Below are 25,648 nucleotides of genomic sequence, written 5' to 3' on the forward strand. Positions count from 1 at the left end.
CCGTGTCGATGGAGGCGCATTATAGGGATCCGAGTTTTTTGCACAACCCCTTTTTTGATCTTTTCTTTCTGTTTGCACACTTTTCAGCCCTTCCGGGTGGATCTTGTGCGATCAGGGCCATTTTCCGCAGGATCCGGCGCTGTCGTTGGTTGTAATTCCATCGTCAGAGTCTAGTATTGCCGGTAAATATGATCCCGACGTGAGGCAGCATTATGTCCGATGCAGTACGTTCTTATCTTCAATACACCCCCAAACTCGGTCAGCGCGTCTTGATCGATCCTTCCAGCGTCGTGATCGGCGACGTCGATCTGGCGGATGACGTCAGCATCTGGCCGCTGGTCGCTATCCGCGGCGACGTCAATGCGGTAAAGATCGGCGCGCGCAGCAATATTCAGGACGGCAGCGTACTGCATGTGACTCACCGTTCCGAACACAACCCCGACGGTTTTCCCCTGCTGATTGGGGAAGACGTGACCGTGGGCCATAAAGCGATGCTGCACGGCTGCGCCATCGGCAACCGAGTGCTGGTCGGTATGGGATCGATCCTGTTGGACGGTGTAGTAGTAGAAGACGACGTAATGATTGGCGCCGGCAGTTTGGTGGCGCCGGGCAAGCGCCTGGCGAGCGGCTATCTTTATATGGGTAGCCCGGCACGCCAGGTTCGGCCGTTGACCGCCGCCGAGTTGGAGGGATTGCTTTATTCTTCTAACAACTATGTACGCTGGAAAGACGAATACCTGTCGGAAGATATCTGATGGGCGCCCCGTTCCCTATAAAGAGAACGGGGTAGGATTTATGCCGCCAGCTCGCTGCGCAGCTGGCGCAATACCGGCTCGATCTCTGGCATCACTCCGTGCCAAAGCAGGAAAGCATGCGCCGCCTGCCCCACCAGCATACCCAGCCCATCGGCATATTCGGTTGCCCCCCGCTGCTGCGCCCAGGCCAGGAATGGCGTGACGCCCTGCTGATAAAACATGTCATAGCAACGGGTTTGCACGTTGACTACGCCCGCGGGCAAGGCCGGGATCTCCCCGCTGATGCCGGACGCCGTCGCATTGATCACCAGATCGAACGCTTGCTGATCCAGTTGATCCATCGGCGCCGCCGAGATTTCCCCCAAATGCCGGAAAGCGTGGGCCAACTCCTGAGCTCGGCTGAAGGTGCGGTTGGCGATCGTGAGCCGGCAGCCGAAAGACAGCAGCGGTAGGATCACGCCGCGCGCTGCGCCGCCGGCGCCCACCAGCAGAATGCGATCCTGCGGCCGGATCAATTGTTGACGCTGTAGATCGGTCAGCAAACCGATGCCGTCGGTGTTATCCCCCAATAGACCGCCATTCGGCAATACCTTCAGGGTATTGACCGCCCCGGCCATCGCTGCACGCTCACTCAGCTCGGAGGCGAGCTCATAAGCACGCTCTTTGAAAGGCACCGTGACGTTCGCCCCCAGCCCTCCGGCGTGGATAAACGCCTGCAGGCTGGTTTCAAAACCGTCCAACGGCGCTAACACCGCTCCATAAGGATGCTCAATGCCAGTCTGGGCAGCGAACAGCGCATGAATTCGCGGCGACTTGCTGTGACCGATAGGGTTGCCAAATACCGCAAACTTCTCCATGCCCATTACCTCTAGCCCTGACGGATCTGTTCGCCGGTCAGAGCATCTCTGATTTCGGAAGGATTAAGACGGCCACCCACCTCGCCGGCCAATACCGGGAAAGCAGTGCCGAATTGTCGTGTGACCTCATCCGCACTGCGGCACGGCTCCAACCCACTGAGATTGGCACTGGTCGATACCAGCGGCTTGCCGTACTGCCGACACAGCTGCTGCACCAACGGGTGATCGCTAACGCGCACCGCCAGCGAGCTGAAACGCCCGGTCAGTAAACGTGGCGTCTCCGGGCGAGCAGGCAACACCCAGGTTACCGGCCCAGGCCAGCTGGCGAACATCGTCGCGCGCTGCTGTTCGCTGAGCACACTGTCGTCGATATAAGGCTTAAGCTGCGCATAGTCGGCGGCGATCAGAATCAGCCCCTTTTCCCACGGCCGCTGTTTCAACGCCAGCAGCGCATTGACCGCCTGTTCGCTGTCGGGATCGCACCCCAGGCCGAATACCGCTTCGGTAGGATAGGCAATCACCTGCTGTTGATGCAAAGCATCGATGATAGATACAAGGTTCGGGCTTAATTCTGAGTTCATGATGTGATTATTCTGTAGTCGCGACGGGTTTTCCGCACAGCTTGCTGGCACAGCACAGGACGGGGCCTTTTGCCGTGCGCTTTTCCATCAGCAGCGGATAATGGCAATAGGCACATTCACCGGCGACGGGTTTAACATTGAGGGCAAATTGGCATTCCGGGTAACGATCGCAGGAGTGAAAAACCTTGCCATAGCGCGATTTACGCTGCAGCAGTTTGCCCTGACCGCACTGCGGACAGGTAATGGCGGTTTCGTCAGGCTTATCGATCACTTCAGTATGATCGCACTGCGGATAATCGCTGCAACCGATAAACATGCCATAGCGCCCCTGGCGCAGCACCAACGTCGCCTGGCACTTCGGGCACTGCTGCCCATCCAGCACTTTGACGATATGCCCATCGGCCTGCGCTTTCAGCGGGCGAATATATTGGCATTCAGGGTACTGGGAACAGCCGAGGAAGGGGCCGTGGCGACCGCTACGGATCACCAGCTCGGCCCCGCATTCCGGACAGGGTTCATTTTGCCTGGCGGCAAAAATCGCGTTTTTTGTCATAACGTCTTCTATGCGCGTTATCGGCTCAATGCAGATAACCTTCGTTCACTTCAAACAACAGTTCTTCCATTTGCTGATAGGCGCTTTCATATCCGGGGATATTAAACAGCACCATCAACACGACCCATTTCAGATCTTCGAGATCGAATTCCGCATTATCCAAGGCCATAACGCGGTCGATAACCATTTCACGGGTTTCGAGGTTCAATACCTGAATCTGTTCCAGGAACAGGAGAAAACCACGGCAGCCGGCGTCCAAACGCGCGCTTTCCTCTTCAGTGTAGATCCGCATCGCCAGCGGATCGGCATCCATAAAGTAAGGCGCATTTTGACCTTCTTGCAGGTCAGCCAACTTCTCAAGCCAATTCAACGCGTTGTAGATATCATCCCGATGAAACCCCGCCTGAGCGAGATCATCAGTCAGTTGATCCTGATCGACGCGCATCTCTGGTTCATTGTGGATATAAGTTTCAAACAAGTACATGAGTACGTCGAACATGGCTTGCCCTCCTTATTCGGACATAGCCGCCGGGTACAGCTGCGATCCAGCCTGCTAACTCCAGTTCGAGTAACTTGATTACCACCACTGGCACAGGTTGGCCGGCACGTTCAGCGACGACGTCAACAGGTGTCACCTCATCTCCTACGTTAGCCAACACATCGGCAAATGGCAATTCAACTTCAGCCTGCGACGCACAAATAGTTGTATTTTCGTTCAGTGGCAGCCAGTGAAGGCTGCTTCCCAGCAATTCTGCGATATCTTTCGGCCCGGTGACCAGGTGCGCGCCCTGTTGGATCAGCCAATGTGTACCCTCGCTCATCGGGTTCCCCAACGGCCCCGGCAAGGCGAACACTTCACGTCCCTGCTCCAGCGCATAGCGAGCCGTCACCAGAGTACCGCTGCGCAACGAGGCTTCTATGACCAGAACGCCCTGGCTCAGCCCGCTGATAATGCGGTTGCGGCGCGGAAAATGGTCGGCCAGAGGCAAATCGGTGACCAAATGATCTGAAATCACCGCTCCGCCCTGCTCGACAATCTGCTCCGCGAGCCTGCGGTGCCGGCGTGGATAAACATTGGCCAGTCCGCTGCCCAACACCGCTACCGTGCACCCACCGGCCGCCAGCGCTGCGCGATGGCAAATGCCGTCGATGCCGATCGCCAAACCGCTGGTGATGGTGCAACCGCAACGCGCCAATTCCTCGGCAAAATGGTTAGCCCAACGCTCGCCGTAGTGGCTGAACTGCCGGCTGCCAACCATGGCGAGCTGCGGGCGCAGCAACGCCTGAGGATCGCCCTCGATCAGCAGAAAAAGCGGCGCATCGTCGATCTGGGCCAGGCGTTCCGGATAGCCGGCCGCTCCATAGCTCAGCATAAGGTGTGCCGGATCCTCCAGCCAACGCAGGGTCGCGGCCAAATAAGCCGCATCCACCTGGTTGAACTGCGTCTGCTGCCGTTCGTTCAACCCCAGCTCATGCAGCACGCGGCGAGGCTCGCACCCCATTTGCGATAGCTGCCGCACGATCCGGCTGGCCACAACGCTCTGCAGCCCCGTTACCCCTCGCATCCGTAAAGCGATCTCTTCCGGCCGCATCGTCTATTCCCTCAGCAAAAACGGTGGTATTACCAATCTGAGCAATTGGTGCGCAATGCTGTCAATCAGGCTGGGAAATGTCTAGAATAGAGGTTAAACCTCGTTCATTACTCGGATACAGATCTAAAGATATATGTCAGTCTTGCAGGTATTACATTTCCCAGACGAGCGTCTGCGCAAAGTCGCAGCGCCGGTAAAAGAAGTCAATGCAGATATCCAGCGCATCGTGGATGATATGTTTGAAACCATGTACGCAGAGGAAGGCATTGGCCTGGCTGCGACTCAGGTGGATATCCATCAGCGCATTATCGTGATCGACGTCTCCGAGAATCGCGATCAGCGCCTGGTGCTGATCAACCCGGAACTGCTGGAAAAAAGCGGCGAAACCGGCATCGAGGAAGGCTGTCTTTCCATTCCCGAACAGCGTGCGTTGGTACCCCGTGCCGCGCAGGTGAAGATCCGTGCACTGGATCGCGAAGGCAAACCTTTCGAGCTGGAAGCGGACGATCTGTTGGCGATCTGCATCCAGCACGAAATGGATCACCTGATGGGTAAACTGTTCGTCGATTACCTGTCGCCGCTCAAGCGTCAGCGCATTCGTCAGAAACTGGAAAAAATGGCCAAGCTTCAAGCCCGCGCCTAACCGATCAGGAAATCAACGTGTCTGACTCTTTACGGATTATTTTCGCCGGAACACCAGACTTCGCAGCGCGTCATCTTGACGCGCTGTTGTCATCTGAGCACCAGATTGTCGGCGTTTTTACCCAGCCCGACCGCCCGGCGGGCCGCGGCAACAAGCTGACGCCAAGCCCGGTCAAAGTGCTGGCTGAACAACACCAACTGCCGGTCTTCCAGCCCAAATCGCTGCGCCCCGAAGAGAACCAACGCCTGGTGGCCGATCTCCACGCCGACGTGATGGTGGTGGTTGCCTATGGGCTGATCCTGCCGCAGGCGGTGCTGGATATGCCGCGTCTCGGTTGCATCAACGTACATGGCTCGCTGCTGCCTCGCTGGCGCGGCGCGGCACCGATCCAGCGTTCGCTTTGGGCCGGCGACAGCGAAACCGGCGTGACCATCATGCAAATGGACGTCGGCCTCGATACTGGCGACATGATGCACAAGATTACCTGCCCGATTGAGAGCAGCGATACCAGCGCCAGTCTCTACGACAAGCTGGCACAGCTCGGCCCGCAGGGTATGCTGACTACGCTGCGCCAAATGGCAGACGGCAGCGCCACCCGCGAAGTGCAGGACGACGCACTGGTCACCTACGCAGAGAAGCTGAGCAAAGAAGAAGCCCGTCTGGACTGGAATCTGTCCGCCGCTCAGCTGGAGCGTTGTATCCGCGCCTTCAACCCTTGGCCGGTCAGCTACTTCACCATCGACGATCAACCGGTGAAAGTGTGGCAAGCCAGCGTACTGGCGCAAAACGCCAACGCGGAGCCAGGCACCGTTGTCCATGCCGACAAGCACGGCATTCAGGTGGCGACCGCCGACGGTATCCTCAATCTGATCCAACTGCAGCCCGCCGGCAAGAAACCGATGTCGGCGCAAGACCTTTTAAATTCACGTCGTGAATGGTTTACCCCGGGTAACCGGCTGTAAGTCACCCCACTGCCCGGCCGTTCATCGCCGGGCCGTTATTTTCTTAATGCCGATCGTTATCAGCTTCAGCCTATGAAAAATAATTACAATCTCCGCAGCATCGCTGCCAAAGCCATCGGCCAGGTGCTGGATCAAGGGCAGTCGCTCAGCACCGTCCTGCCCGTGCTCCAAACCACCATCAGCGATAAAGATCGCGGGTTGCTGCAGGAACTGTGTTTCGGCACGCTGCGCGTGCTGCCGCAGCTCGAATGGTGCATTCAGCAATTGATGGCCAAGCCGCTGACCGGCAAGCAGCGTACGCTGCACTATTTGCTGATGGTCGGCCTGTATCAGCTGCTGTATACCCGTATCCCGGCGCACGCCGTATTGGCGGAAACCGTAGAGGGCGCGGTAGCGCTGAAACGCCCGCAGTTGAAAGGCCTGATTAACGGCGTCTTGCGGCAATTCCAGCGCCAGCAGGAAGAGCTGCTGCAGCGCGCCGCCAACAATGACAGCCGCTATTTGCACCCGAGCTGGTTGCTGAAACGCCTTCAACAAGCCTATCCCGCCAACTGGGAACAGATTGTCGACGCCAATAACCAGAAGCCACCGATGTGGCTGCGCGTCAACCGCCTGCATCACACTCGGGAAGCTTATCTGCAGTTGTTGACCGACGCCGGCATCGCCGCAGAACCTCACGCAGACTATGCCGATGCAGTGCGTTTGCTGGCGCCTTGCGCCGTGACCGATCTGCCTGGGTTCGCCGACGGCTGGGTCACCGTGCAAGATGCCTCAGCCCAGGGCTGTGTCGATCTATTGGATCCGCAAGACGGAGAACAGATCCTCGATTTGTGCGCCGCGCCTGGCGGCAAAACTACGCATATTCTGGAAGCGGCGCCGAAAGCGCACGTCATGGCGGTCGATATCGACGAACAGCGCCTGGCGCGGGTGAAAGAAAACCTGCAGCGCCTGCGTTTGCATGCCGAAGTTAAGCTGGGTGATGGCCGCACCCCGCAGCAATGGTGCGGTGACAAGCAGTTCGACCGGATCCTGCTGGACGCACCTTGTTCCGCCACCGGCGTGATCCGCCGTCACCCCGACATCAAATGGCTGCGCCGCGATCGCGACATCGCCGAACTCGCCGCGCTGCAGGCCGACATCCTGGAAGCCGTCTGGCCCCATCTGAAATCGGGTGGCGTGATGGTTTACGCCACCTGCTCTATCCTGCCGGATGAAAACAGCAGTCAGATCGCTGCGTTCTTGCAGCGCCACACCGATGCCAAGCTGGTTGAAACCGGCGATGCGCAGCGGCCAGGGCGGCAGAATATCCCGCATCCCGAGGACGGCGATGGCTTCTTTTACGCTAAGCTGATTAAAATGTAATGCTTCGGGGCGTGCGTGCGCGCCCTAAGTCTTTCAGTGTGAAGCAGAGAACACGATGAAAATAATTATTCTTGGTGCCGGTCAGGTTGGCGGGACGCTGGCGGAAAATCTGGTGGGTGAAAACAACGATATCACCGTCGTCGATACCGATTCCGGCCGGTTGCGTCAGCTGCAGGATAAATTCGATCTGCGCGTGGTTCAGGGACACGGCTCCCACCCTCGGGTGCTGCGTGAAGCCGGCGCGGAAGACGCCGACATGCTGGTCGCCGTCACCAACTCCGACGAAACCAACATGATCGCCTGCCAGATCGCCTATTCTCTGTTTAATACCCCCAACCGTATCGCCCGCATCCGCGCGCCGGAATATATCCGCGAGTCGGAGAAACTGTTCCTGCCGGAAGCGGTGCCGATCGATCATCTGATTTCACCGGAACAGTTGGTCATAGACTATATCTACAAGCTGATTGAATACCCCGGCGCGCTGCAGGTGGTCAATTTCGCCGAAGGCAAGGTCAGCATCGCCGCGGTTAAAGCCTATTACGGTGGCCCGCTGGTCGGCAATGCGCTCTCTTCGATGCGCGAACACATGCCACATATCGACACCCGCGTCGCCGCAATTTTCCGCCAGGACAGACCGATCAGGCCGCAAGGCTCGACCATTATCGAAGCCGGTGATGAAGTCTTCTTCGTCGCCGCATCACAACACATCCGCGCGGTGATGAGCGAACTGCAGCGGCTGGAAAAACCGTATAAGCGCATCATGATCGTCGGTGGCGGCAACGTCGGCGCCGGCCTGGCCGCCAAGCTGGAAAAAGACTACAACGTCAAACTTATCGAGCGAAACCAGCAGCGCGCCGCCGAACTGGCCGAGCAGCTGCACGATACCATCGTGTTCTACGGCGATGCCTCCGACCAGGAGCTGCTGGCCGAAGAGCACGTCGAGCAAGTGGATGTCTTCATCGCTATCACCAACGACGATGAGGCCAACATCATGTCCGCCATGCTGGCCAAGCGCATGGGCGCCAAGAAGGTAATGGTATTGATCCAGCGCCGCGCCTATGTCGATCTGGTGCAAGGCAGCGTGATCGATATTGCCATTTCCCCCCAACAGGCGACCATCTCCGCCCTGTTGGGGCACGTGCGCAAAGCGGATATCGTCAGCGTTTCGTCACTGCGCCGCGGCGTGGCGGAAGCGATCGAAGCGATTGCCCACGGCGATGAAAGCACCTCCAAAGTGGTCGGCCGCATCGTCGAAGACATCAAGCTGCCACCAGGTACCACCATCGGTGCGATCGTGCGTGGCGACGACGTTATCATCGCCAATGGCAACAGCAAAATCGAACAGGGCGATCACGTCATCATGTTTATTACCGACAAGAAATTCGTGCCGGACGTTGAACGCTTGTTCCAACCAAGCCCGTTCTTCTTGTAGAACGAATTTATTTGGCGATGGTCTATAATCGCGTGGTTGTTCTCTGCCTTGGGGGAGATAAAACTTCTCTCCTTTTGTGGCAAAGGGAAATTGCTTTGTTAAACTTGAGTTATTAATTCTGCAAGGGGTGCGTTCTATGAGTATGTTGAAAGAGTTTCGCGAATTTGCCATGCGTGGCAACGTGGTCGATCTGGCCGTCGGTGTGATTATCGGTGCTGCATTCGGCAAGATTGTTTCGTCATTCGTGGCCGATATCATCATGCCGCCACTGGGCTTACTGATCGGTGGTGTCGACTTTAAACAGTTCCATCTGGTATTACGTGAAGCTCAGGGCGCCGTGCCGGCGGTAGTAATGAATTACGGTTCATTCATCCAAACCGTGTTTGACTTCGTGATTGTCGCCTTCGCCATCTTCCTGGCGATTAAATTGATGAACAAAATGCGCCGCAAGCAGGAAGAAGCGCCGGCAGCGCCGCCAGCACCTACTGCAGAAGAGAAACTGCTGACGGAAATCCGTGACTTGCTGAGCCAGCAACAGCAGCCAAAACTGTAAAACAAAGTTTGGTTATGCCAATAAAAAGCCACCTGATGAAGGTGGCTTTTTTAATGCTTAAAACCAGAAGGCCAGTGGTAAATTATCGCTTGATAGTTTACCACTGGCCTCCCAGTTACCGCCTTTGTTGTGTTTTTCTTTACGCCGGTAGCTGCCTTTGCCTTTCACATTCTTTTCTACTCGTTGACGGAATAGCGGGTCATGCAGCAGCGCTTCAATGGCGTTATCTTGAATCTGACCTTTAGTGTGACGATATTTCGTCATGATAATGCTCCTGTAAAAGGTGGGGTAATAAAACGGGGCGATAATACTGCCGGCGGTATAAAAATTAAAGTGCCGTCAGCAACCTTTTTTGCCTTTTTCATCGTTGGCGCCCTGTTCCAGGGCTTCCAGAATAGAGCAATAATTGCTGGTATGGGCAGTGCCGCAGCAGGCATCACTCAGCCGCTTCAGCGATTCACGCATACGAGTCAGCTCCGCCAACTTGCTTTCCACTTCGCTCAGGCGCGCATCGACGATCGACTTCGACTCTTGGCAGGTATGATGCTCAGGATCGACGCGGATCGACAGCAGCTCGGCGATCGTTTCCAGAGTAAACCCCAGCTGCTTGGCATAGCGAATGAAGCGCAGCCGCTGCAGATCCTGTTCGGTATACAACCGATAGCCGCCTTCAGTGCGGACATTGTGATCCATCATGCCCTGCTTTTCATAGTAACGCACGGTATCCGGTGTCACTTCGGCAAGCTTGGCCAACTGACCTATCTTGAACATGACTTCTCCTCCCGGGTGAATTTGCCGTCCAATGCACGCTGATATTCGCCATGCAAGAAATCCGTACTCATCCCAGCCTGACGCAATCGATGCTCCAGCAACGCCATGCGTTTGCTGAGTTCGACATAGTCCGGATGCTCACTGCTAATCCCTTGCAGCAAGCGAGCAACGGTCAACGCCTCTTTGCGATCTTCCAGCTCCGGTGGCAGGTAACCGGCATTTTTCAGCAGACGGTAACCGGCGCGTAGCTCAGCCGGCACCGCGCTGTCATCTTCCAGCGCCAACGGTTGGCCCTGGCCGGGCAGATTGTCGAACTCGCCTTTATCCTGGGCATCAAGGATATGACGTTCCGCCCATTGATCGAGCAACCCCATGACAGACAGCCTCGGTAAGCCTAATGATGAAGCCTTAGCATAGCGGATAGGGGCGGGGATCTTAAGCGCAGCGTGAGAATTACGCACATTTGGCTGGGTTTGGACGTAAAAAAACCGGGCAAGCCCGGTTTTTTTACGCGTCTACAGATTACTCTGCAGTTGCTACTTCTGCTTGAGACTCAGCACGATCAACCAGCTCGATGTATGCCATCGGCGCGTTGTCGCCTGCGCGGAAGCCACACTTCAGAATGCGAGTGTAACCACCGGCACGGCTCGCGAAACGCGGGCCCAGCTCGTTAAACAGTTTTGCCACGATCTCGTTATCACGAGTACGGGCGAATGCCAGACGACGATTAGCTACGCTGTCGGTCTTGGCAAGAGTAATCAGCGGCTCAACAACGCGACGCAGCTCTTTTGCTTTTGGCAGGGTCGTCTTGATGATCTCATGACGAACCAAAGAGCCGGCCATGTTACGGAACATAGCCTGGCGATGGCTGCTGTTACGGTTCAGTTGACGACCACTCTTACGATGGCGCATGACCTTATCCTTCTCAGTAAAACCTTAACCTGTGATCCGGTTACTCGTCAGCAATGCTTGCCGGCGGCCAGTTTTCCAGGCGCATGCCCAGAGACAGACCACGTGAGGCCAGCACGTCTTTAATCTCGGTAAGAGATTTTTTACCCAGGTTTGGCGTTTTCAGCAACTCAACCTCGGTACGCTGTACCAGATCACCGATGTAGTGGATAGCTTCTGCCTTGAGGCAGTTAGCAGAGCGGACAGTCAATTCCAGATCGTCAACAGGGCGCAGCAAGATCGGATCGAACTCTGGCTTCTCTTCTTTAACTTCCGGCTGACGTACATCACGCAGGTCAACGAAAGCTTCAAGTTGTTCAGCCAGAATGGTGGCCGCACGGCGAATCGCCTCTTCAGGATCGATCGTGCCATTGGTCTCCATCTCGATGACCAGCTTATCCAAGTCAGTACGCTGTTCTACACGCGCAGCTTCAACATTGTAGGCGATACGCTCTACAGGGCTGTAGCAGGCGTCAACCAACAGACGACCGATTGGGCGCTCATCTTCTTCCGAATGAATTCGGGCAGAAGCCGGCACATAACCGCGACCGCGCTGAACTTTGATACGCATGCTGATAGCCGCGTTCTCATCAGTCAGGTGGCAAATCACGTGCTGAGGCTTGACGATTTCGACATCACCATCATGGGTGATGTCGGCAGCGGTCACAGGGCCAATGCCAGATTTATTCAGGGTAAGAATAACTTCGTCTTTGCCTTGAACTCTCACCGCCAGCCCTTTCAGGTTGAGCAGGATCTCCAGGATATCTTCCTGTACGCCTTCTTTGGTGCTGTACTCATGCAGTACACCATCAATCTCAACCTCGGTCACCGCGCAACCCGGCATAGATGAAAGCAGAATACGGCGCAGTGCGTTGCCAAGAGTATGGCCAAAGCCACGCTCTAAAGGCTCAAGGGTCACCTTGGCGTGCGTCGAACTGACTTGCTCGATATCTACCAGGCGCGGTTTTAGAAACTCTGTCACAGAACCCTGCATTGTGTCCTCTCTTTGGTACTAAGCTTTACTTGGAGTAAAGCTCGACGATCAGGTGTTCGTTAATGTCCGCAGACAGATCGGTACGTTCAGGCATACGCTTGAACACGCCTTCCATCTTAGCAGCATCAACTTCCAGCCAAGTCGGCTTTTCACGCTGCTCAGCCAGCTCCAGAGAAGCTTTAACACGAGACTGCTTTTTAGCTTTCTCGCGGATGCTGACTACGTCATTCGGAGATACCTGATAAGAAGCGATGTTAACAACGCGACCGTTTACCATAACTGCTTTGTGGCTAACCAGCTGACGTGACTCTGCACGAGTAGCGCCGAAGCCCATACGGTAAACAACGTTGTCCAGACGACCTTCCAGCAGCTGCAACAGGTTTTCACCGGTGTTGCCCTTCAGGCGGGTTGCTTCTTTGTAATAGTTACGGAATTGACGCTCCAGAATGCCGTACATACGGCGAACTTTCTGCTTCTCACGCAACTGAACACCGTAATCAGACAGACGCGGTTTACGCGCACCGTGCTGACCAGGTGCTTGTTCAATTTTACACTTGGAATCGATCGCGCGAACGCCAGACTTAAGGAACAGGTCTGTGCCCTCACGACGGCTCAGCTTGAGCTTAGGACCCAAATATCTTGCCATTTTCTTTCTCCAACAATCCTAAAAGCTGCGTTACACGCGGCGCTTTTTCGGCGGACGACAACCGTTATGAGGGATCGGAGTCACATCAGTAATATTAGTGATGCGGAAACCAGCCGCGTTCAGAGCGCGGATAGTAGACTCACGACCAGGACCAGGTCCTTTAACCATAACTTCCAGGTTCTTGATACCGTATTCTTTTACTGCGTCAGCACAACGTTCTGCTGCAACCTGTGCTGCGAACGGAGTGGACTTACGAGAACCACGGAAACCGGAACCACCGGCTGTTGCCCAACCCAAAGCATTACCCTGACGATCAGTGATGGTAACGATGGTGTTGTTGAAAGAAGCATGGATATGAGCCACGCCGTCAGAGACTTGCTTTCTTACACGCTTACGTGTACGAACAGGTGCCTTTGCCATTATTCAATAACCCCGATTATTTCTTGATCGGCTTGCGCGGACCCTTACGGGTACGAGCGTTGGTCTTGGTGCGCTGACCGCGTACCGGCAGACCACGACGATGACGCAAACCACGATAGCAACCAAGGTCCATAAGACGCTTGATGCTCAGGGTAATTTCACGACGCAAATCACCCTCAACGGTGTATTTGGCAACTGCATCACGAAGCTTTTCGATTTGCTCTTCAGACAGCTCACTGATCTTAACATTTTCAGCAATACCCGTGGATGCACAGATAGCCTGTGAACGGGTTTTACCGATACCGAAGATCGACGTTAAGGCGATAACGGTATGTTTATGATCAGGAATGTTAATGCCTGCTATACGGGCCACTATGCACTCCTACTATTTTATACAGCAACACCATTCTGAAAAGCCCGTTTTCAGGATACTCAAATAATGTTGCAGTGCGACATACAAAAGATTGGCTGGCTAATCTAGCCAGCTCAACCCAACTTTGCAAGAAAAATATGCGAGATAATCAGCCTTGACGCTGTTTATGCTTCGGCTCGGCGCTGCAAATCACACGAACGACACCGTTACGCTTAACGATTTTGCAGTTACGACATAATTTCTTGACGGAAGCACGAACTTTCATTTTTACTCTCCGTAACTTCTCAAACGAATCTGACTAGCGGTTATAGCCTTTCAGATTTGCTTTCTTCAATGCAGACTCGTACTGACTTGACATCATCAGAGTTTGCACTTGAGCCATAAAGTCCATGATGACGACAACCACGATCAGTAGCGAGGTACCACCAAAGTAGAATGGTACTTTCATTGCATCACGCATGAACTCCGGGATCAGGCAGATGAAAGTAATGTACATCGCGCCCACCAGGGTTAAACGCGTCATTACTTTATCGATATACTTCGCCGTTTGCTCTCCCGGACGAATTCCTGGTACGAAGGCACCGGACTTCTTCAGGTTATCTGCTGTCTCACGCGGGTTGAAGACCAACGCCGTGTAGAAGAAACAGAAGAAGATGATTGCAGACGCATAGAGTAACACATAAAGCGGTTGCCCTGGCTGCAAATACAGCGAAATCGTAGTCAGCCAGTTCCAACCGGTACCGCCCCCAAACCATGATGCAATCGTGGCCGGGAACAGAATAATGCTGGAAGCGAAAATCGCCGGGATAACACCCGCCATGTTCACTTTCAACGGTAAGTGTGTACTCTGTGCTGCATAAACACGACGACCTTGTTGACGCTTCGCATAGTTAACGACGATACGACGTTGACCACGCTCGATGAAAACAACGAAGAAGGTTACTGCAAACACCAATACTGCAACCAACAGCAGCAGGAGGAAGTGCAGGTCGCCTTGCCGCGCTTGCTCGATAGTATGGGCCACTGCCGGCGGGAGCCCCGCTACAATACCCGCGAAGATAATGATCGAGATACCGTTGCCGATACCGCGCTCAGTAATCTGCTCCCCCAGCCACATCAGGAACATTGTCCCGGTGACCAAGCTCACAACCGCAGTAAAGTAGAATGCAAAGCCTGGGTTTAACACCAGGCCCTGCATACCAGGCATATTCGGCAGACCGGTAGCAATACCGATCGACTGGAATATGGCCAATACCAGCGTACCGTAACGGGTGTACTGACTAATCTTGCGACGGCCAGCCTCCCCTTCTTTCTTGATTTCCGCCAACGCCGGATGAACCACCGTCAGCAGCTGGATAATGATCGACGCCGAAATATACGGCATGATCCCCAGAGCAAAGATAGACGCACGGCTGAGGGCACCACCAGAGAACATGTTAAACATTTCAATGATAGTGCCTCTCTGCTGCTCAAGCAATTTGGCAAGCACAGTGGCATCGATACCAGGAATCGGAATGAAAGAGCCGATGCGGAAGACAATCAGCGCGCCGATGACAAACAAAAGTCTGCGCTTCAGCTCGCCGAGCCCGCCTTTAGCACTTTGAAAATCTAATCCTGGTTGCTTAGCCATCTGCTACTTATTCCTCAATTTTACCGCCAGCAGCCTCGATAGCAGCACGAGCGCCTTTGGTGACACGCAGACCACGCAGGGTTACCGGACGAGCGACTTCGCCAGAAAGTACAACTTTCGCGAATTCGATCTGGACACCAACTACGTTAGCGGCTTTCAGCGCGTTCAGGTCGATAACATCGCCTTCAACCAGAGCCAGTTCAGACAGACGAACTTCTGCCGTGATCATCGCTTTGCGTGAAGTGAAGCCGAATTTCGGCAGACGACGGTACAGAGGCATCTGACCACCTTCGAAACCACGACGTACGCCACCGCCAGAACGAGACTTCTGACCTTTGTGACCACGGCCGCCGGTTTTACCCAGGCCAGAACCAATACCACGACCTACACGCTTAGGCGCATGCTTGGCACCTTCAGCCGGAGACAGAGTATTTAAACGCATCTGTTACTCCTCAACTTTAACCATGTAGGAAACCAGGTTGACCATACCGCGAACAGCAGGAGTATCCTCGCGCTCTACGGTGTGACCAATACGACGCAGACCCAGACCGAGCAGAGTAGCTTTATGCTTCGGCAGACGGCCAATTGAGCTGCGAGTTTGTGTAACTTTAATAGTCTTAGCCATGGTCAATTACCCCAGAATGTCGGCAACGGATTTACCACGCTTAGCAGCGACCATTTCAGGAGACTTCATATTCGCCAGAGCGTCGATAGTTGCACGAACCACGTTGATCGGGTTGGTGGAACCATAAGCTTTAGCCAATACGTTGTGCCCCCCAGCAACTTCGAGAACGGCGCGCATTGCACCACCCGCGATGATACCGGTACCTTCATGAGCAGGCTGCATGAACACGCGAGAACCCGTGTGAGCGCCCTTAACAGGGTGCTGCAGGGTGCCGCTGTTCAGCGCGACGTTCATCATGTTGCGACGGGCTTTTTCCATCGCTTTCTGGATCGCTGCTGGAACTTCGCGTGCTTTGCCGTAGCCAAAACCAACGCGACCGTTACCATCACCAACTACAGTCAGTGCGGTAAAGCTGAAAATACGGCCACCTTTTACGGTTTTAGATACGCGGTTTACCGCGATCAGCTTTTCCTGCAGTTCGCCAGCTTGTTTTTCGATGTGAGCCATCTTAAACCTCTTCCTTAGAACTGAAGGCCAGCTTCACGGGCAGCATCTGCCAGTGCCTGGACTCGACCATGATATTGGAAACCGGAACGGTCAAAGGATACTTTCGCAATCCCTTTTTCCAACGCGCGCTCAGCCAGAGCTTTACCTACGGCTGCTGCTGCGTCTTTGTTACCGGAATACTTCAGTTGCTCCGCGATAGCTTTTTCTAAAGTAGAAGCGGCTACCAGTACTTCAGAACCGTTTGGAGCAATCACCTGTGCGTAAATGTGACGCGGGGTACGATGTACCACCAGGCGGGTTGCACCCAGCTCTTGGAGCTTGCGGCGTGCGCGGGTCGCACGACGGATACGAGCAGATTTCTTATCCATAGTGTTACCTTACTTCTTCTTAGCCTCTTTGGTACGCACGACTTCGTCGGCGTAACGAACACCTTTACCTTTGTAAGGCTCAGGACGACGGTAAGCGCGCAGATCTGCTGCTACCTGGCCAATAACCTGCTTATCAGCGCCTTTCAGCACGATTTCAGTTTGGCTTGGGCATTCAGCAGTGATACCTGCCGGCAGCTGGTGATCGATAGGGTGAGAGAAGCCCAGGGCCAAATTCACCACGTTGCCTTTAACGGCAGCACGATAACCAACACCTACCAGTTGAAGCTTCTTGGTGAAGCCTTCGGTAACACCAACAACCATTGCGTTCAGCAGAGCGCGTGTGGTACCCGCTTGGGCCCATGCGTTAGCAAAACCTTCGCGCGGAGCGAAAGTCAGTGCGTTAGCTTCTTGCTTCACTTCAACGGCGTCGTGGATAGTACGAGTCAACTCGCCGTTTTTACCCTTAATCGAAATAACCTGACCGTTGAGTTTTACCTCTACGCCGGCAGGAATGACGACGGGTGCTTTTGCAACACGAGACATTCTTTCCTCCCGAATTAAGCTACGTAGCAGATAATCTCGCCACCCAGACCAGCCTGGCGAGCTGCACGATCGGTCATAACACCTTTAGAGGTAGAAACAACAGCGATACCCAAACCGGCCATAACTTTTGGCAGCTCATCTTTTTTCTTGTAGATGCGCAGACCTGGACGGCTGATACGTTGAATGCTTTCTACCACAGCTTTGCCCTGGAAGTACTTCAGTACCAGTTCCAGAACAGGCTTGGCGTCGCCTTCGATTTTGAAATCTTCAATAAAACCTTCTTCCTTCAGCACGTTGGCAATTGCCACTTTCAGCTTGGAGGAAGGCATGGTGACCGCAACTTTGTTCGCGGCTTGACCGTTACGGATACGGGTCAGCATATCCGCGATCGGATCTTGCATGCTCATCTGTCTTTACTCCCGTGATTCAATTGGTAATTACCAGCTAGCCTTTTTCAAGCCTGGTACTTCACCGCGCATAGCGGCTTCACGAAGCTTAATACGGCTCAACCCGAATTTGCCCACATAACCATGTGGACGGCCAGTTTGGCGGCAGCGTTTACGCTGACGAGACGGGCTGGAATCACGCGGCAGAGTTTGCAGCTTGAGAACGGCATTCCAACGATCTTCATCGGATGCGTTCACATCAGAGATGATAGCTTTCAGTTCAGCGCGTTTAGCAAAGAACTTGTCAGCTAATTTCACGCGCTTGACTTCGCGTGCTTTCATTGATTGCTTAGCCATAAGTTAACCCTGCCTTACTTGCGGAACGGGAAGTTAAAAGCAGCCAGCAGCGCGCGGCCTTCATCATCAGATTGCGCGGTAGTGGTGATGGTAATATCCAGACCACGTACGCGATCGACTTTGTCGTAGTCGATTTCTGGGAAGATGATTTGCTCACGCACACCCATGCTGTAGTTGCCACGGCCATCGAATGACTTGGCGGACAGGCCACGGAAGTCACGGATACGTGGAACAGCAATGGAGATCAGACGCTCAAAGAACTCCCACATGCGTTCGCCACGCAGAGTTACTTTACAGCCGATCGGATAGCCCTGACGGATTTTGAAGCCTGCAACAGATTTGCGGGCTTTGGTGATCAACGGTTTTTGACCGGAGATAGCTGCCAGATCCGCTGCTGCGTTATCCAGCAGTTTCTTGTCAGCGATCGCTTCACCAACACCCATGTTCAGGGTGATCTTCTCGACCCGAGGGACTTGCATGACAGAATTGTAGTTAAACTGAGACATCAGTTGTTTAACTACCTCGTCTTTGTAGTAATCATGCAGTTTCGCCATCGTATTACTCCAAATTACTTGATAGTTTCGCTGTTAGACTTGAAGAAACGGACTTTTTTGCCGTCTTCGAATCTAAAACCTACACGGTCAGCCTTGCCGGTAGCCGCGTTGAAGATAGCAATGTTAGAAACCTGAATTGCAGCTTCTTTTTCAACAATGCCGCCTGGTTGGTTCAGAGCCGGAACCGGCTTCTGGTGTTTCTTAACCAGGTTGATGCCTTCAACAATGACCTTGCCAGCAGACAGGACATTTTTTACTTTACCGCGCTTACCTTTGTCTTTCCCGGTAATCACGATAACTTCGTCATCACGACGGATCTTCGCTGCCATGTTCGCTCCTTAGAGTACTTCTGGTGCCAGAGAGATAATTTTCATGAACTTCTCATTACGCAGTTCACGAGTTACCGGCCCAAAAATACGCGTACCGATTGGCTGCTCGCTGTTATTGTTCAAAATAACGCATGCATTGCCATCGAAGCGAATGACAGAACCGTCCGGGCGACGTACACCCTTCTTGGTGCGCACCACTACCGCCTTCAGAACATCGCCTTTCTTCACCTTACCGCGAGGAATTGCTTCCTTGATGGTAATTTTGATGATGTCGCCGACGCCTGCGTAGCGACGGTGCGAGCCACCTAGAACCTTGATACACATTACGCGACGTGCACCGGAGTTGTCGGCGACGTTCAGCATAGTCTGTTCTTGGATCATTTTAGTGCTCCGCTAATGTCAACTACTACTTTAAAGACCCAAGTAAAAATTAGGCCGTTGAAAAGCCCCATAACCGAGGGCGCAGCATTATAACACCGCTTACTTGGTATGGGTAGAAAAAATAAACGGCTCATTTTCTGAGCCGTTTATTAAGTGAGAGCCAGCTACTCTATTACAGAATCGCTTTCTCTACAACGCGAACCAACGTCCAGGACTTAGTCTTGGACAGTGGGCGGCATTCGCGGATTTCTACCACGTCGCCGGTACCACATTCGTTGTTCTCGTCATGTACGTGCAGCTTGGTCGTACGTTTGATGAATTTCCCGTAGATTGGGTGCTTCACAGTACGCTCGATAGCAACAACGATGGATTTCTCCATTTTATCGCTAACAACACGACCCTGCAGGGTACGGATAACTTCAGTCATTTACACACCCGCCTTTTGAGTCAGTAAAGTCTTAACGCGTGCGACGTCACGACGCACTTGTTTCAACAGGTGAGTTTGTTGCAGCTGGCCACTGGCCGCCTGCATGCGCAAGTTGAATTGCTCACGCAGCAGGTTGAGCAGCTCGGCATTCAGCTCTTCAACGCTTTTTTCACGCAGCTCTTGTGCTTTCATTACATCACCGTCTTAGTTACAAAGGTGGTTTTGATCGGCAGTTTCGCTGCTGCCAGTTTGAATGCCTCGCGGGCAACCTCTTCTGGCACGCCGTCCATTTCGTACAGGACCTTACCAGGCTGGATCAGGGCAACCCAATACTCCACGTTACCCTTACCTTTACCCATACGCACTTCCAGCGGCTTCTCGGTGATCGGTTTGTCCGGGAATACACGGATCCAGATCTTGCCTTGACGCTTAACTGCACGAGTCATTGCACGACGAGCTGCTTCGATTTGACGAGCAGTCAGACGGCCACGGCCAACAGCTTTCAGACCGAAAGTGCCGAAGCTAACATCCGTACCTTGCGCCAGACCACGGTTGCGGCCCTTGTGCACCTTACGGAATTTTGTACGCTTTGGTTGTAACATCAGCGACTCTCCTTACTTGCGGCCTTTACGCTGCTGCTTTTTAGGTTGAGCAGCCGGTTCCGGTTGTTCAACTGCAGCCATACCACCCAGGATCTCACCTTTGAAGATCCATACCTTAACGCCGATTACACCATAAGTGGTGTGCGCTTCAGATGTGTTGTAGTCGATGTCCGCACGCAGAGTGTGCAATGGAACACGACCTTCGCGGTACCATTCGGTACGTGCGATTTCAGCGCCGCCAAGACGGCCGCTTACTTCAACTTTGATACCTTTAGCGCCAAGACGCATTGCGTTCTGTACTGCACGCTTCATAGCACGACGGAACATAACGCGACGTTCCAGCTGAGAAGTGATGCTGTCAGCAACCAATTTAGCGTCGAGTTCCGGTTTACGGACTTCGGCGATGTTGATCTGTGCAGGAACGCCAGCGATGTCCGCTACGACCTTGCGCAGTTTTTCGACGTCTTCACCTTTCTTGCCGATAACGATGCCTGGGCGAGCAGTGTGAATGGTCACACGGATGCTCTTCGCAGGACGCTCGATAACGATGCGAGAAACGGAAGCTTTCGACAGTTCCTTAGTCAGGAATTGACGAACTTTAAAGTCGCTGTCCAGGTTGTCAGCGAATTCTTTGGTATTCGCATACCAAGTAGAGTTCCAAGGTTTGACAATACCCAGGCGAATACCATTAGGATGTACTTTCTGACCCATTGCTAGTCTCCAGAGTCTCAGCGATCGGACACAACCACAGTAATGTGGCTGGTGCGCTTCAGGATGCGATCTGCACGACCTTTTGCACGCGGCATAATGCGCTTCATGCTTGGGCCTTCGTCTACGAAGATTTTCGTAACTTTCAGATCATCGATGTCAGCGCCATCGTTGTGTTCTGCGTTAGCAATGGCAGACTCCAGCACTTTCTTAACCAGACCAGCAGCTTTCTTGTTGGTGTAGGTCAAAGTTTCCAGAGCTTGCGACACTTTCTTACCGCGAATCAGGTCAGCAACAAGGCGAACCTTCTGAGCAGAAGAACGAGCGTGGCGATGTTTAGCGATAGTTTCCATCTCTTCCTCCTACCTTAGCGCTTTTTAGCTTTTTTATCAGCCGCATGGCCGCGATAAGTACGAGTCGGCGCGAATTCACCCAGTTTGTGACCGACCATTTCATCGGAAACGAACACTGGTACGTGCTGACGACCATTATGGACAGCGATGGTCAAACCGATCATGTTAGGAAAGATCGTTGAACGACGGGACCAAGTGCGCAAAGGCTTCTTGTCACCGCTTTCCACCGCTTTCTCTACCTTCTTCAGCAAGTGCAGGTCAATAAAAGGACCTTTCTTGAGAGAACGTGGCATGGCTTATCCTCTAATTATTTTTTGCTACGGCGACGTACGATGAACTTATCAGTACGCTTGTTGCTACGGGTCTTCTTACCTTTGGTCTGAACGCCCCACGGAGTTACCGGGTGCTTACAAAAGGTACGACCTTCACCACCACCGTGCGGGTGATCTACCGGGTTCATCGCCGTACCGCGAACGGTAGGACGAACACCACGCCAACGTGCAGCACCTGCTTTACCCAGAACGCGAAGCATGTGTTCAGCGTTACCGACTTCACCCAGGGTGGCGCGGCAATCAGCTGGAACTTTACGCATTTCGCCGGAGCGCAGACGCAGAGTTACGTAGGAACCATCACGAGCAACGATCTGAACGTAGGCACCAGCGGAGCGAGCCATCTGGCCGCCTTTACCTGGTTTCATTTCTACGTTGTGAACCGTTGAACCAACTGGAATGTTGCGCATCGGCAGGGTGTTACCCGCTTTGATTGCAGCATCAACGCCAGATTGAATCTGGTCACCAGCTTTCAGGCCTTTCGGCGCCAGGATGTAACGGCGTTCACCGTCTTTGTACAGAACCAGCGCGATGTTCGCGGAACGGTTCGGATCGTACTCCAGACGCTCAACCACAGCAGGGATACCGTCTTTGTTGCGCTTGAAGTCAACCAGACGATAATGTTGCTTGTGGCCACCACCGATATGACGGGTGGTGATACGGCCATTGTTGTTACGACCACCGCTTTTGCTCAGTTTTTCCAGCAGCGGGGCATAAGGTTTACCCTTGTGCAGCTCAGGGTTAACCACTTTAACAACGTGGCGACGACCCGGAGATGTAGGTTTACATTTAACAATTGCCATTGTTCTTACTCCTCCGACTTACTCTGCGCCGCCGATGAAGTCCAGATTCTGGCCTTCTTTCAGGGTGACGTAAGCTTTTTTCCAGTCGCTACGACGACCAACACGCTGACCGTGACGCTTCACTTTCCCTTTAACTACCAGGGTGTTCACGTCTTTGACTTCGACTTCAAACAGTTTCTGCACTGCAGCTTTGATTTCTGCTTTGGTCGCGTCTTTGGCAACTTTGAGAACGATGGTGTTGCTTTTTTCCATCGCAGCGGATGCTTTTTCAGATACGTGCGGTGCACGCAGCACTTTCAGCAAACGTTCTTCACGGATCATGCCAGCATCTCCTCAACTTGCTTCACAGCATCAGCAGTCATAACCACTTTGTCGAAGGCGATCAGGCTAACCGGATCGATACCTGCTACATCGCGCACGTCAACCTTGTACAGGTTGCGAGCTGCCAGGAACAGATTCTCATCCAGTTCACCGGTCACGATCAGCACGTCTTCCAGAGCCATATCTTTCAGTTTCTGTGCCAGCAGCTTAGTTTTAGGCGCTTCTACAGAGAACTTCTCGACAACGATCAGACGATCTTGACGTACCAGCTCGGACAGGATGCTTTTCAGCGCGCCGCGGTACATCTTTTTGTTTACTTTCTGACTGTGGTCCTGTGGCTTAGCAGCAAAGGTCACGCCGCCTGAACGCCAGATCGGGCTCTTTACAGAACCTGAACGCGCACGGCCGGTGCCTTTCTGACGCCATGGCTTTTTGCCGGAACCAGTTACTTCAGCACGGGTCTTCTGAGCACGGGTACCTTGACGGGCACCTGCTGCATAAGCAACAACAACCTGGTGTACCAGCGCTTCGTTGAAATCACGACCGAAGGTAGTTTCGGAAACAGTCAGCGCGCTTTGCGCGTCTTTCAATACTAATTCCATTGCTATCCCCTTACGCCTTCACAGCTGGTTTAACGATCAGGTTGCCACCGGTTGCGCCCGGTACAGCACCCTTAACCAGCAGCAGGTTGCGCTCAGCGTCAACACGTACTACGTCCAGGCTCTGAACGGTTACGCGCTCATCACCCAGGTGGCCAGCCATTTTCTTGCCTTTGAACACTTTGCCCGGAGTCTGGTTCTGACCGATAGAACCCGGAACGCGGTGAGACAAGGAGTTACCGTGGGTAGCGTCTTGGGTACGGAAGTTCCAGCGCTTAACAGTGCCAGCAAAACCTTTACCTTTAGAAGTACCGGTAACATCGACTTTTTTAACGTCAGCGAAGATTTCTACGCTAATTTCCTGACCTGCAGCGAACTCTTGACCTTCTTCAAGGCGGAATTCCCACAGACCACGGCCAGCTTCAACGCCAGCTTTAGCGAAATGGCCCGCTTCCGGCTTGGTTACACGGTTAGCTTTTTTGCTACCGGTAGTAACCTGAACGGCACGGTAACCGTCGGTGTCCAGGCTTTTAACCTGAGTCACGCGGTTCGCTTCAATTTCAATTACGGTTACTGGGATAGAAACGCCATCTTCAGTGAAGATACGGGTCATACCCACTTTTTTACCGACTAAACCAATCATTGTTTCAACCTCTCAATCGCTCAATGACCTGATTAACCCAGGCTGATCTGCACGTCTACACCGGCAGCCAGATCCAGACGCATCAGAGCATCAACGGTTTTCTCGGTTGGCTCAACGATGTCAACCAGACGCTTGTGAGTGCGAATCTCGTACTGATCGCGCGCGTCTTTGTTGACGTGCGGAGAGATCAGAACGGTAAAGCGCTCTTTGCGAGTTGGCAGCGGGATCGGACCACGGACTTGCGCACCAGTGCGCTTTGCAGTCTCGACGATTTCCGCGGTTGATTGATCGATCAGACGATGATCAAACGCTTTCAGGCGGATACGGATTCTTTGGTTCTGCATGAGACCAGAGCTCCAATTATTTATAAACGTAAATAATTACTCCTCACACCCATTTCGATTGATGGGGGAGTGTAATCGTCAACATATAACCCCCATATCGGGAGTATTGTTCGAAAGGCAAAAAAGGCCTGCCAATCGACTGATTCGCTAAAATCAGGCTTACCAAGATTAGGTAAGCCCGCGCATTATACGCAAAATGGCCCAGGAAGCAAGCTGCAGTTGGAAATATGCTCAGGAAATCGTCATTTTTGCGCTGTCAGCGACAATCACGAGATGAAGAAAGCTAACAAGGTATGAATTATGCTTGGAGGGGAAGCTCCCCTGCCCCACCGTAAAACGGTCGCCGGCAGGAGAGACGGTGGCAAATGGGCGGAGGGGTTACTCTTTGCGGTCTAAAATCTGGGCCTGGGCATAATTTTGAATACCGAGACGGGCGATGAGGTCCAGCTCCGTTTCCAGCCAGTCGATATGCTCTTCTTCATCAGCCAGGATATCTATCATCAAATCGCGGCTGACGTAATCGTGAATAGAATCGGCATAAGCGATACCTTCGCGCAGGTTTTTCGCGCCCGCCAGCTCAAGCGCCAGATCGGAACGCAGCATCTCTTCAATGTCTTCGCCGATATTCAGCTTGCCGAGATCTTGCAGATTCGGTATCCCTTCCAGGAACAGGATACGCTCGATATAACGATCGGCATGTTTCATTTCGTCGATCGACTCGTGATATTCCTTGTCGTTGAGGCGCATTAAGCCCCAATTCTTGAACATGCGGGCGTGCAGGAAATATTGATTGATGGCAACCAGCTCGTTGCCGAGCAGTTTGTTGAGGTGAGCAATGATCTTTTTATCGCCTTTCATAGGTAACTCCTCCTGGCCAGTTCTAAAAGTGTAGAACCTGTAAGCCAAGAGTCAAAAATAACCTTACCCTTTGTTAGGCAACTTCATGCATTGGGATGATAGTTCCGCGTTCCTCCACCATAATCTGTCTTGCCTGACGAATGCACTTTCCACAATCGGTACCAATCGGCACAAGTTCACGCAGCTGCTTCATGGTATGGGGGTTGTGCTGACGCACCGCATTACGGATCGCTTTGTCAGTCACCGCATTACACAGACATACATACATAGAGAGACTCACTTCTTAACCAATGCATTGAGTCTAAATAGGAATGGTTTTTATTTCAATTAAGATTTGAACAAATCGCATAAAAAAAGGGCACCGAAGTGCCCTTTTTTGTGTCGAAAAATTATTCGCGATTAAGCGATAACTTTAGCAACAACACCAGCGCCAACGGTACGGCCGCCTTCACGGATTGCGAAACGCAGACCGTCATCCATCGCGATTGGGTGGATCAGGGTGACAACCATGTTCACGTTGTCGCCTGGCATTACCATCT

44 protein-coding genes and 1 pseudogene are annotated in these 25,648 nt (G+C 53.3%); 6 read left to right on the plus strand and 39 right to left on the minus strand.

Annotated elements, in window-relative coordinates; translation table 11 throughout:
- Positions 1-212 precede the first annotated feature (212 nt).
- Positions 213-755 (plus strand): gamma carbonic anhydrase family protein, encoded by a 543-nt coding sequence (locus HMPREF3138_RS03320; protein ID WP_038871735.1) that lies wholly within the window; start codon positions 213-215, stop codon positions 753-755.
- A 38-nt stretch (positions 756-793) separates the two neighbouring features.
- Here the strand turns inward: HMPREF3138_RS03320 and aroE are convergent, their stop codons facing one another.
- Genes aroE through dprA form a run of 5 tightly spaced genes read right to left on the minus strand, consistent with a single transcriptional unit; the run spans position 794 to position 4,338 of the window.
- The gene (gene aroE / locus HMPREF3138_RS03325; RefSeq protein ID WP_038871771.1) at positions 794-1,612 is read right to left on the minus strand and encodes a shikimate dehydrogenase; all 819 of its coding nucleotides are present in this window, start codon (positions 1,610-1,612) and stop codon (positions 794-796) included.
- 11 nt (positions 1,613-1,623) lie between these two features.
- Entirely contained in the window at positions 1,624-2,193 is a 570-nt protein-coding gene (gene tsaC / locus HMPREF3138_RS03330) for an L-threonylcarbamoyladenylate synthase type 1 TsaC (RefSeq protein WP_038871738.1), read from the minus strand.
- Between the two features lie 7 nt (positions 2,194-2,200).
- A complete protein-coding gene (locus tag HMPREF3138_RS03335; RefSeq protein WP_019456195.1) occupies positions 2,201-2,746 on the minus strand; it encodes a DNA topoisomerase family protein in 546 nt (181 codons plus the stop codon).
- A 25-nt stretch (positions 2,747-2,771) separates the two neighbouring features.
- Positions 2,772-3,245 carry a DUF494 family protein Smg gene (gene smg, locus HMPREF3138_RS03340; RefSeq protein WP_033650013.1) on the minus strand — a complete coding sequence of 158 codons (474 nt, stop codon included), beginning with the start codon at positions 3,243-3,245 and terminating at the stop codon, positions 2,772-2,774.
- On the minus strand, positions 3,217-4,338 hold the full coding sequence (gene dprA, locus HMPREF3138_RS03345) for a DNA-protecting protein DprA (protein WP_038871740.1): 1,122 nt from the start codon (positions 4,336-4,338) through the stop codon (positions 3,217-3,219). The genes smg and dprA overlap by 29 nt, the downstream gene beginning before the upstream one ends.
- Before the next feature lie 133 nt (positions 4,339-4,471).
- Between dprA and def the strand changes: the two genes are divergently transcribed.
- The 5 genes from def to mscL all read left to right on the plus strand — a co-directional run bounded on the left by def (position 4,472) and on the right by mscL (position 9,290).
- Positions 4,472-4,981, plus strand: coding sequence for a peptide deformylase (gene def / locus HMPREF3138_RS03350; RefSeq protein WP_015379260.1), 510 nt, complete (start codon positions 4,472-4,474; stop codon positions 4,979-4,981).
- A gap of 17 nt (positions 4,982-4,998) precedes the next feature.
- Positions 4,999-5,943 carry a methionyl-tRNA formyltransferase gene (gene fmt / locus HMPREF3138_RS03355; protein ID WP_038871741.1) on the plus strand — a complete coding sequence of 315 codons (945 nt, stop codon included), beginning with the start codon at positions 4,999-5,001 and terminating at the stop codon, positions 5,941-5,943.
- A 72-nt stretch (positions 5,944-6,015) separates the two neighbouring features.
- Positions 6,016-7,305 carry a 16S rRNA (cytosine(967)-C(5))-methyltransferase RsmB gene (gene rsmB / locus HMPREF3138_RS03360; RefSeq protein WP_038871742.1) on the plus strand — a complete coding sequence of 430 codons (1,290 nt, stop codon included), beginning with the start codon at positions 6,016-6,018 and terminating at the stop codon, positions 7,303-7,305.
- Between the two features lie 55 nt (positions 7,306-7,360).
- Positions 7,361-8,737 (plus strand): Trk system potassium transporter TrkA, encoded by a 1,377-nt coding sequence (trkA, locus tag HMPREF3138_RS03365; RefSeq protein WP_004929716.1) that lies wholly within the window; start codon positions 7,361-7,363, stop codon positions 8,735-8,737.
- Positions 8,738-8,873: 136 nt separating this feature from the next.
- Positions 8,874-9,290 (plus strand): large-conductance mechanosensitive channel protein MscL, encoded by a 417-nt coding sequence (mscL, locus tag HMPREF3138_RS03370; protein ID WP_025304493.1) that lies wholly within the window; start codon positions 8,874-8,876, stop codon positions 9,288-9,290.
- Positions 9,291-9,347: 57 nt separating this feature from the next.
- Here the strand turns inward: mscL and HMPREF3138_RS03375 are convergent, their stop codons facing one another.
- The 34 genes and pseudogenes from HMPREF3138_RS03375 to tuf form a co-directional block, all read right to left on the minus strand.
- Positions 9,348-9,554 (minus strand): alternative ribosome-rescue factor A, encoded by a 207-nt coding sequence (locus HMPREF3138_RS03375; protein ID WP_033639242.1) that lies wholly within the window; start codon positions 9,552-9,554, stop codon positions 9,348-9,350.
- Between the two features lie 75 nt (positions 9,555-9,629).
- The gene (gene zntR / locus HMPREF3138_RS03380; protein WP_038871747.1) at positions 9,630-10,061 is read right to left on the minus strand and encodes a Zn(2+)-responsive transcriptional regulator; all 432 of its coding nucleotides are present in this window, start codon (positions 10,059-10,061) and stop codon (positions 9,630-9,632) included.
- Positions 10,049-10,435 (minus strand): DnaJ family domain-containing protein, encoded by a 387-nt coding sequence (locus HMPREF3138_RS03385; RefSeq protein ID WP_038871751.1) that lies wholly within the window; start codon positions 10,433-10,435, stop codon positions 10,049-10,051. The genes zntR and HMPREF3138_RS03385 overlap by 13 nt, the downstream gene beginning before the upstream one ends.
- 148 nt (positions 10,436-10,583) lie before the next feature.
- Entirely contained in the window at positions 10,584-10,973 is a 390-nt protein-coding gene (rplQ, locus tag HMPREF3138_RS03390) for a 50S ribosomal protein L17 (protein ID WP_004929726.1), read from the minus strand.
- 40 nt (positions 10,974-11,013) lie between these two features.
- Complete coding sequence (rpoA, locus tag HMPREF3138_RS03395) at positions 11,014-12,003, minus strand: DNA-directed RNA polymerase subunit alpha (RefSeq protein ID WP_002919219.1); 990 nt, start codon at positions 12,001-12,003, stop codon at positions 11,014-11,016.
- A gap of 25 nt (positions 12,004-12,028) precedes the next feature.
- On the minus strand, positions 12,029-12,649 hold the full coding sequence (gene rpsD, locus HMPREF3138_RS03400; RefSeq protein WP_004929729.1) for a 30S ribosomal protein S4: 621 nt from the start codon (positions 12,647-12,649) through the stop codon (positions 12,029-12,031).
- A 30-nt stretch (positions 12,650-12,679) separates the two neighbouring features.
- Complete coding sequence (rpsK, locus tag HMPREF3138_RS03405) at positions 12,680-13,069, minus strand: 30S ribosomal protein S11 (RefSeq protein WP_004929731.1); 390 nt, start codon at positions 13,067-13,069, stop codon at positions 12,680-12,682.
- A 16-nt stretch (positions 13,070-13,085) separates the two neighbouring features.
- On the minus strand, positions 13,086-13,442 hold the full coding sequence (gene rpsM, locus HMPREF3138_RS03410; RefSeq protein WP_004929734.1) for a 30S ribosomal protein S13: 357 nt from the start codon (positions 13,440-13,442) through the stop codon (positions 13,086-13,088).
- A gap of 148 nt (positions 13,443-13,590) precedes the next feature.
- On the minus strand, positions 13,591-13,707 hold the full coding sequence (rpmJ, locus tag HMPREF3138_RS25035) for a 50S ribosomal protein L36 (protein WP_002227352.1): 117 nt from the start codon (positions 13,705-13,707) through the stop codon (positions 13,591-13,593).
- Positions 13,708-13,740: 33 nt separating this feature from the next.
- The gene (secY, locus tag HMPREF3138_RS03415) at positions 13,741-15,072 is read right to left on the minus strand and encodes a preprotein translocase subunit SecY (protein WP_004929740.1); all 1,332 of its coding nucleotides are present in this window, start codon (positions 15,070-15,072) and stop codon (positions 13,741-13,743) included.
- 7 nt (positions 15,073-15,079) lie between these two features.
- Complete coding sequence (gene rplO, locus HMPREF3138_RS03420) at positions 15,080-15,514, minus strand: 50S ribosomal protein L15 (RefSeq protein WP_004929742.1); 435 nt, start codon at positions 15,512-15,514, stop codon at positions 15,080-15,082.
- Between the two features lie 3 nt (positions 15,515-15,517).
- A complete protein-coding gene (gene rpmD / locus HMPREF3138_RS25040; protein ID WP_048232028.1) occupies positions 15,518-15,697 on the minus strand; it encodes a 50S ribosomal protein L30 in 180 nt (59 codons plus the stop codon).
- Positions 15,698-15,703: 6 nt separating this feature from the next.
- The gene (gene rpsE / locus HMPREF3138_RS03425; protein WP_070558790.1) at positions 15,704-16,204 is read right to left on the minus strand and encodes a 30S ribosomal protein S5; all 501 of its coding nucleotides are present in this window, start codon (positions 16,202-16,204) and stop codon (positions 15,704-15,706) included.
- A 14-nt stretch (positions 16,205-16,218) separates the two neighbouring features.
- The gene (gene rplR / locus HMPREF3138_RS03430) at positions 16,219-16,572 is read right to left on the minus strand and encodes a 50S ribosomal protein L18 (RefSeq protein ID WP_004929748.1); all 354 of its coding nucleotides are present in this window, start codon (positions 16,570-16,572) and stop codon (positions 16,219-16,221) included.
- Positions 16,573-16,581: 9 nt separating this feature from the next.
- Entirely contained in the window at positions 16,582-17,115 is a 534-nt protein-coding gene (gene rplF / locus HMPREF3138_RS03435; RefSeq protein ID WP_004929751.1) for a 50S ribosomal protein L6, read from the minus strand.
- Between the two features lie 14 nt (positions 17,116-17,129).
- Positions 17,130-17,522 (minus strand): 30S ribosomal protein S8, encoded by a 393-nt coding sequence (gene rpsH / locus HMPREF3138_RS03440; RefSeq protein ID WP_004929753.1) that lies wholly within the window; start codon positions 17,520-17,522, stop codon positions 17,130-17,132.
- 30 nt (positions 17,523-17,552) lie between these two features.
- On the minus strand, positions 17,553-17,858 hold the full coding sequence (rpsN, locus tag HMPREF3138_RS25045; RefSeq protein WP_004929754.1) for a 30S ribosomal protein S14: 306 nt from the start codon (positions 17,856-17,858) through the stop codon (positions 17,553-17,555).
- Between the two features lie 14 nt (positions 17,859-17,872).
- The gene (rplE, locus tag HMPREF3138_RS03445) at positions 17,873-18,412 is read right to left on the minus strand and encodes a 50S ribosomal protein L5 (RefSeq protein ID WP_038871757.1); all 540 of its coding nucleotides are present in this window, start codon (positions 18,410-18,412) and stop codon (positions 17,873-17,875) included.
- Between the two features lie 14 nt (positions 18,413-18,426).
- Entirely contained in the window at positions 18,427-18,741 is a 315-nt protein-coding gene (rplX, locus tag HMPREF3138_RS03450) for a 50S ribosomal protein L24 (RefSeq protein ID WP_004929758.1), read from the minus strand.
- A 9-nt stretch (positions 18,742-18,750) separates the two neighbouring features.
- Positions 18,751-19,122, minus strand: a complete 372-nt coding sequence (gene rplN, locus HMPREF3138_RS03455) for a 50S ribosomal protein L14 (protein ID WP_000613954.1) — start codon at positions 19,120-19,122, stop codon at positions 18,751-18,753.
- Positions 19,123-19,294: 172 nt separating this feature from the next.
- Complete coding sequence (rpsQ, locus tag HMPREF3138_RS03460) at positions 19,295-19,549, minus strand: 30S ribosomal protein S17 (RefSeq protein ID WP_004929760.1); 255 nt, start codon at positions 19,547-19,549, stop codon at positions 19,295-19,297.
- The gene (rpmC, locus tag HMPREF3138_RS03465) at positions 19,550-19,741 is read right to left on the minus strand and encodes a 50S ribosomal protein L29 (RefSeq protein ID WP_004929762.1); all 192 of its coding nucleotides are present in this window, start codon (positions 19,739-19,741) and stop codon (positions 19,550-19,552) included. It lies immediately after the preceding gene.
- Positions 19,741-20,151: a 50S ribosomal protein L16 gene (gene rplP, locus HMPREF3138_RS03470; RefSeq protein WP_004929764.1), complete on the minus strand. Its 411-nt coding sequence runs from the start codon at positions 20,149-20,151 to the stop codon at positions 19,741-19,743. Before rplP ends, rpmC begins: the two co-directional genes overlap by 1 nt.
- 12 nt (positions 20,152-20,163) lie before the next feature.
- The gene (gene rpsC, locus HMPREF3138_RS03475) at positions 20,164-20,862 is read right to left on the minus strand and encodes a 30S ribosomal protein S3 (protein ID WP_004929766.1); all 699 of its coding nucleotides are present in this window, start codon (positions 20,860-20,862) and stop codon (positions 20,164-20,166) included.
- A 17-nt stretch (positions 20,863-20,879) separates the two neighbouring features.
- Complete coding sequence (gene rplV, locus HMPREF3138_RS03480; protein ID WP_002223844.1) at positions 20,880-21,212, minus strand: 50S ribosomal protein L22; 333 nt, start codon at positions 21,210-21,212, stop codon at positions 20,880-20,882.
- 14 nt (positions 21,213-21,226) lie between these two features.
- On the minus strand, positions 21,227-21,505 hold the full coding sequence (gene rpsS, locus HMPREF3138_RS03485; protein ID WP_004929772.1) for a 30S ribosomal protein S19: 279 nt from the start codon (positions 21,503-21,505) through the stop codon (positions 21,227-21,229).
- A gap of 14 nt (positions 21,506-21,519) precedes the next feature.
- Positions 21,520-22,344, minus strand: a complete 825-nt coding sequence (gene rplB, locus HMPREF3138_RS25050; protein WP_083301458.1) for a 50S ribosomal protein L2 — start codon at positions 22,342-22,344, stop codon at positions 21,520-21,522.
- Between the two features lie 18 nt (positions 22,345-22,362).
- Positions 22,363-22,665, minus strand: coding sequence for a 50S ribosomal protein L23 (gene rplW, locus HMPREF3138_RS03495; protein ID WP_004929776.1), 303 nt, complete (start codon positions 22,663-22,665; stop codon positions 22,363-22,365).
- Complete coding sequence (gene rplD, locus HMPREF3138_RS03500; RefSeq protein ID WP_004929779.1) at positions 22,662-23,267, minus strand: 50S ribosomal protein L4; 606 nt, start codon at positions 23,265-23,267, stop codon at positions 22,662-22,664. Before rplD ends, rplW begins: the two co-directional genes overlap by 4 nt.
- A gap of 10 nt (positions 23,268-23,277) precedes the next feature.
- Complete coding sequence (gene rplC / locus HMPREF3138_RS03505) at positions 23,278-23,907, minus strand: 50S ribosomal protein L3 (protein WP_015379265.1); 630 nt, start codon at positions 23,905-23,907, stop codon at positions 23,278-23,280.
- A 32-nt stretch (positions 23,908-23,939) separates the two neighbouring features.
- Positions 23,940-24,251, minus strand: a complete 312-nt coding sequence (rpsJ, locus tag HMPREF3138_RS03510) for a 30S ribosomal protein S10 (RefSeq protein WP_001181005.1) — start codon at positions 24,249-24,251, stop codon at positions 23,940-23,942.
- 378 nt (positions 24,252-24,629) lie between these two features.
- Positions 24,630-25,109: a bacterioferritin gene (bfr, locus tag HMPREF3138_RS03515; RefSeq protein ID WP_038871768.1), complete on the minus strand. Its 480-nt coding sequence runs from the start codon at positions 25,107-25,109 to the stop codon at positions 24,630-24,632.
- A gap of 73 nt (positions 25,110-25,182) precedes the next feature.
- Positions 25,183-25,377 (minus strand): bacterioferritin-associated ferredoxin, encoded by a 195-nt coding sequence (gene bfd, locus HMPREF3138_RS25055; RefSeq protein ID WP_015379266.1) that lies wholly within the window; start codon positions 25,375-25,377, stop codon positions 25,183-25,185.
- A 131-nt stretch (positions 25,378-25,508) separates the two neighbouring features.
- Positions 25,509-25,648: pseudogene (gene tuf, locus HMPREF3138_RS25060) on the minus strand (elongation factor Tu); the annotation flags it as partial.

This window comes from Serratia sp. HMSC15F11 (assembly GCF_001808215.1).
GTDB lineage: Bacteria > Pseudomonadota > Gammaproteobacteria > Enterobacterales > Enterobacteriaceae > Serratia > Serratia nevei.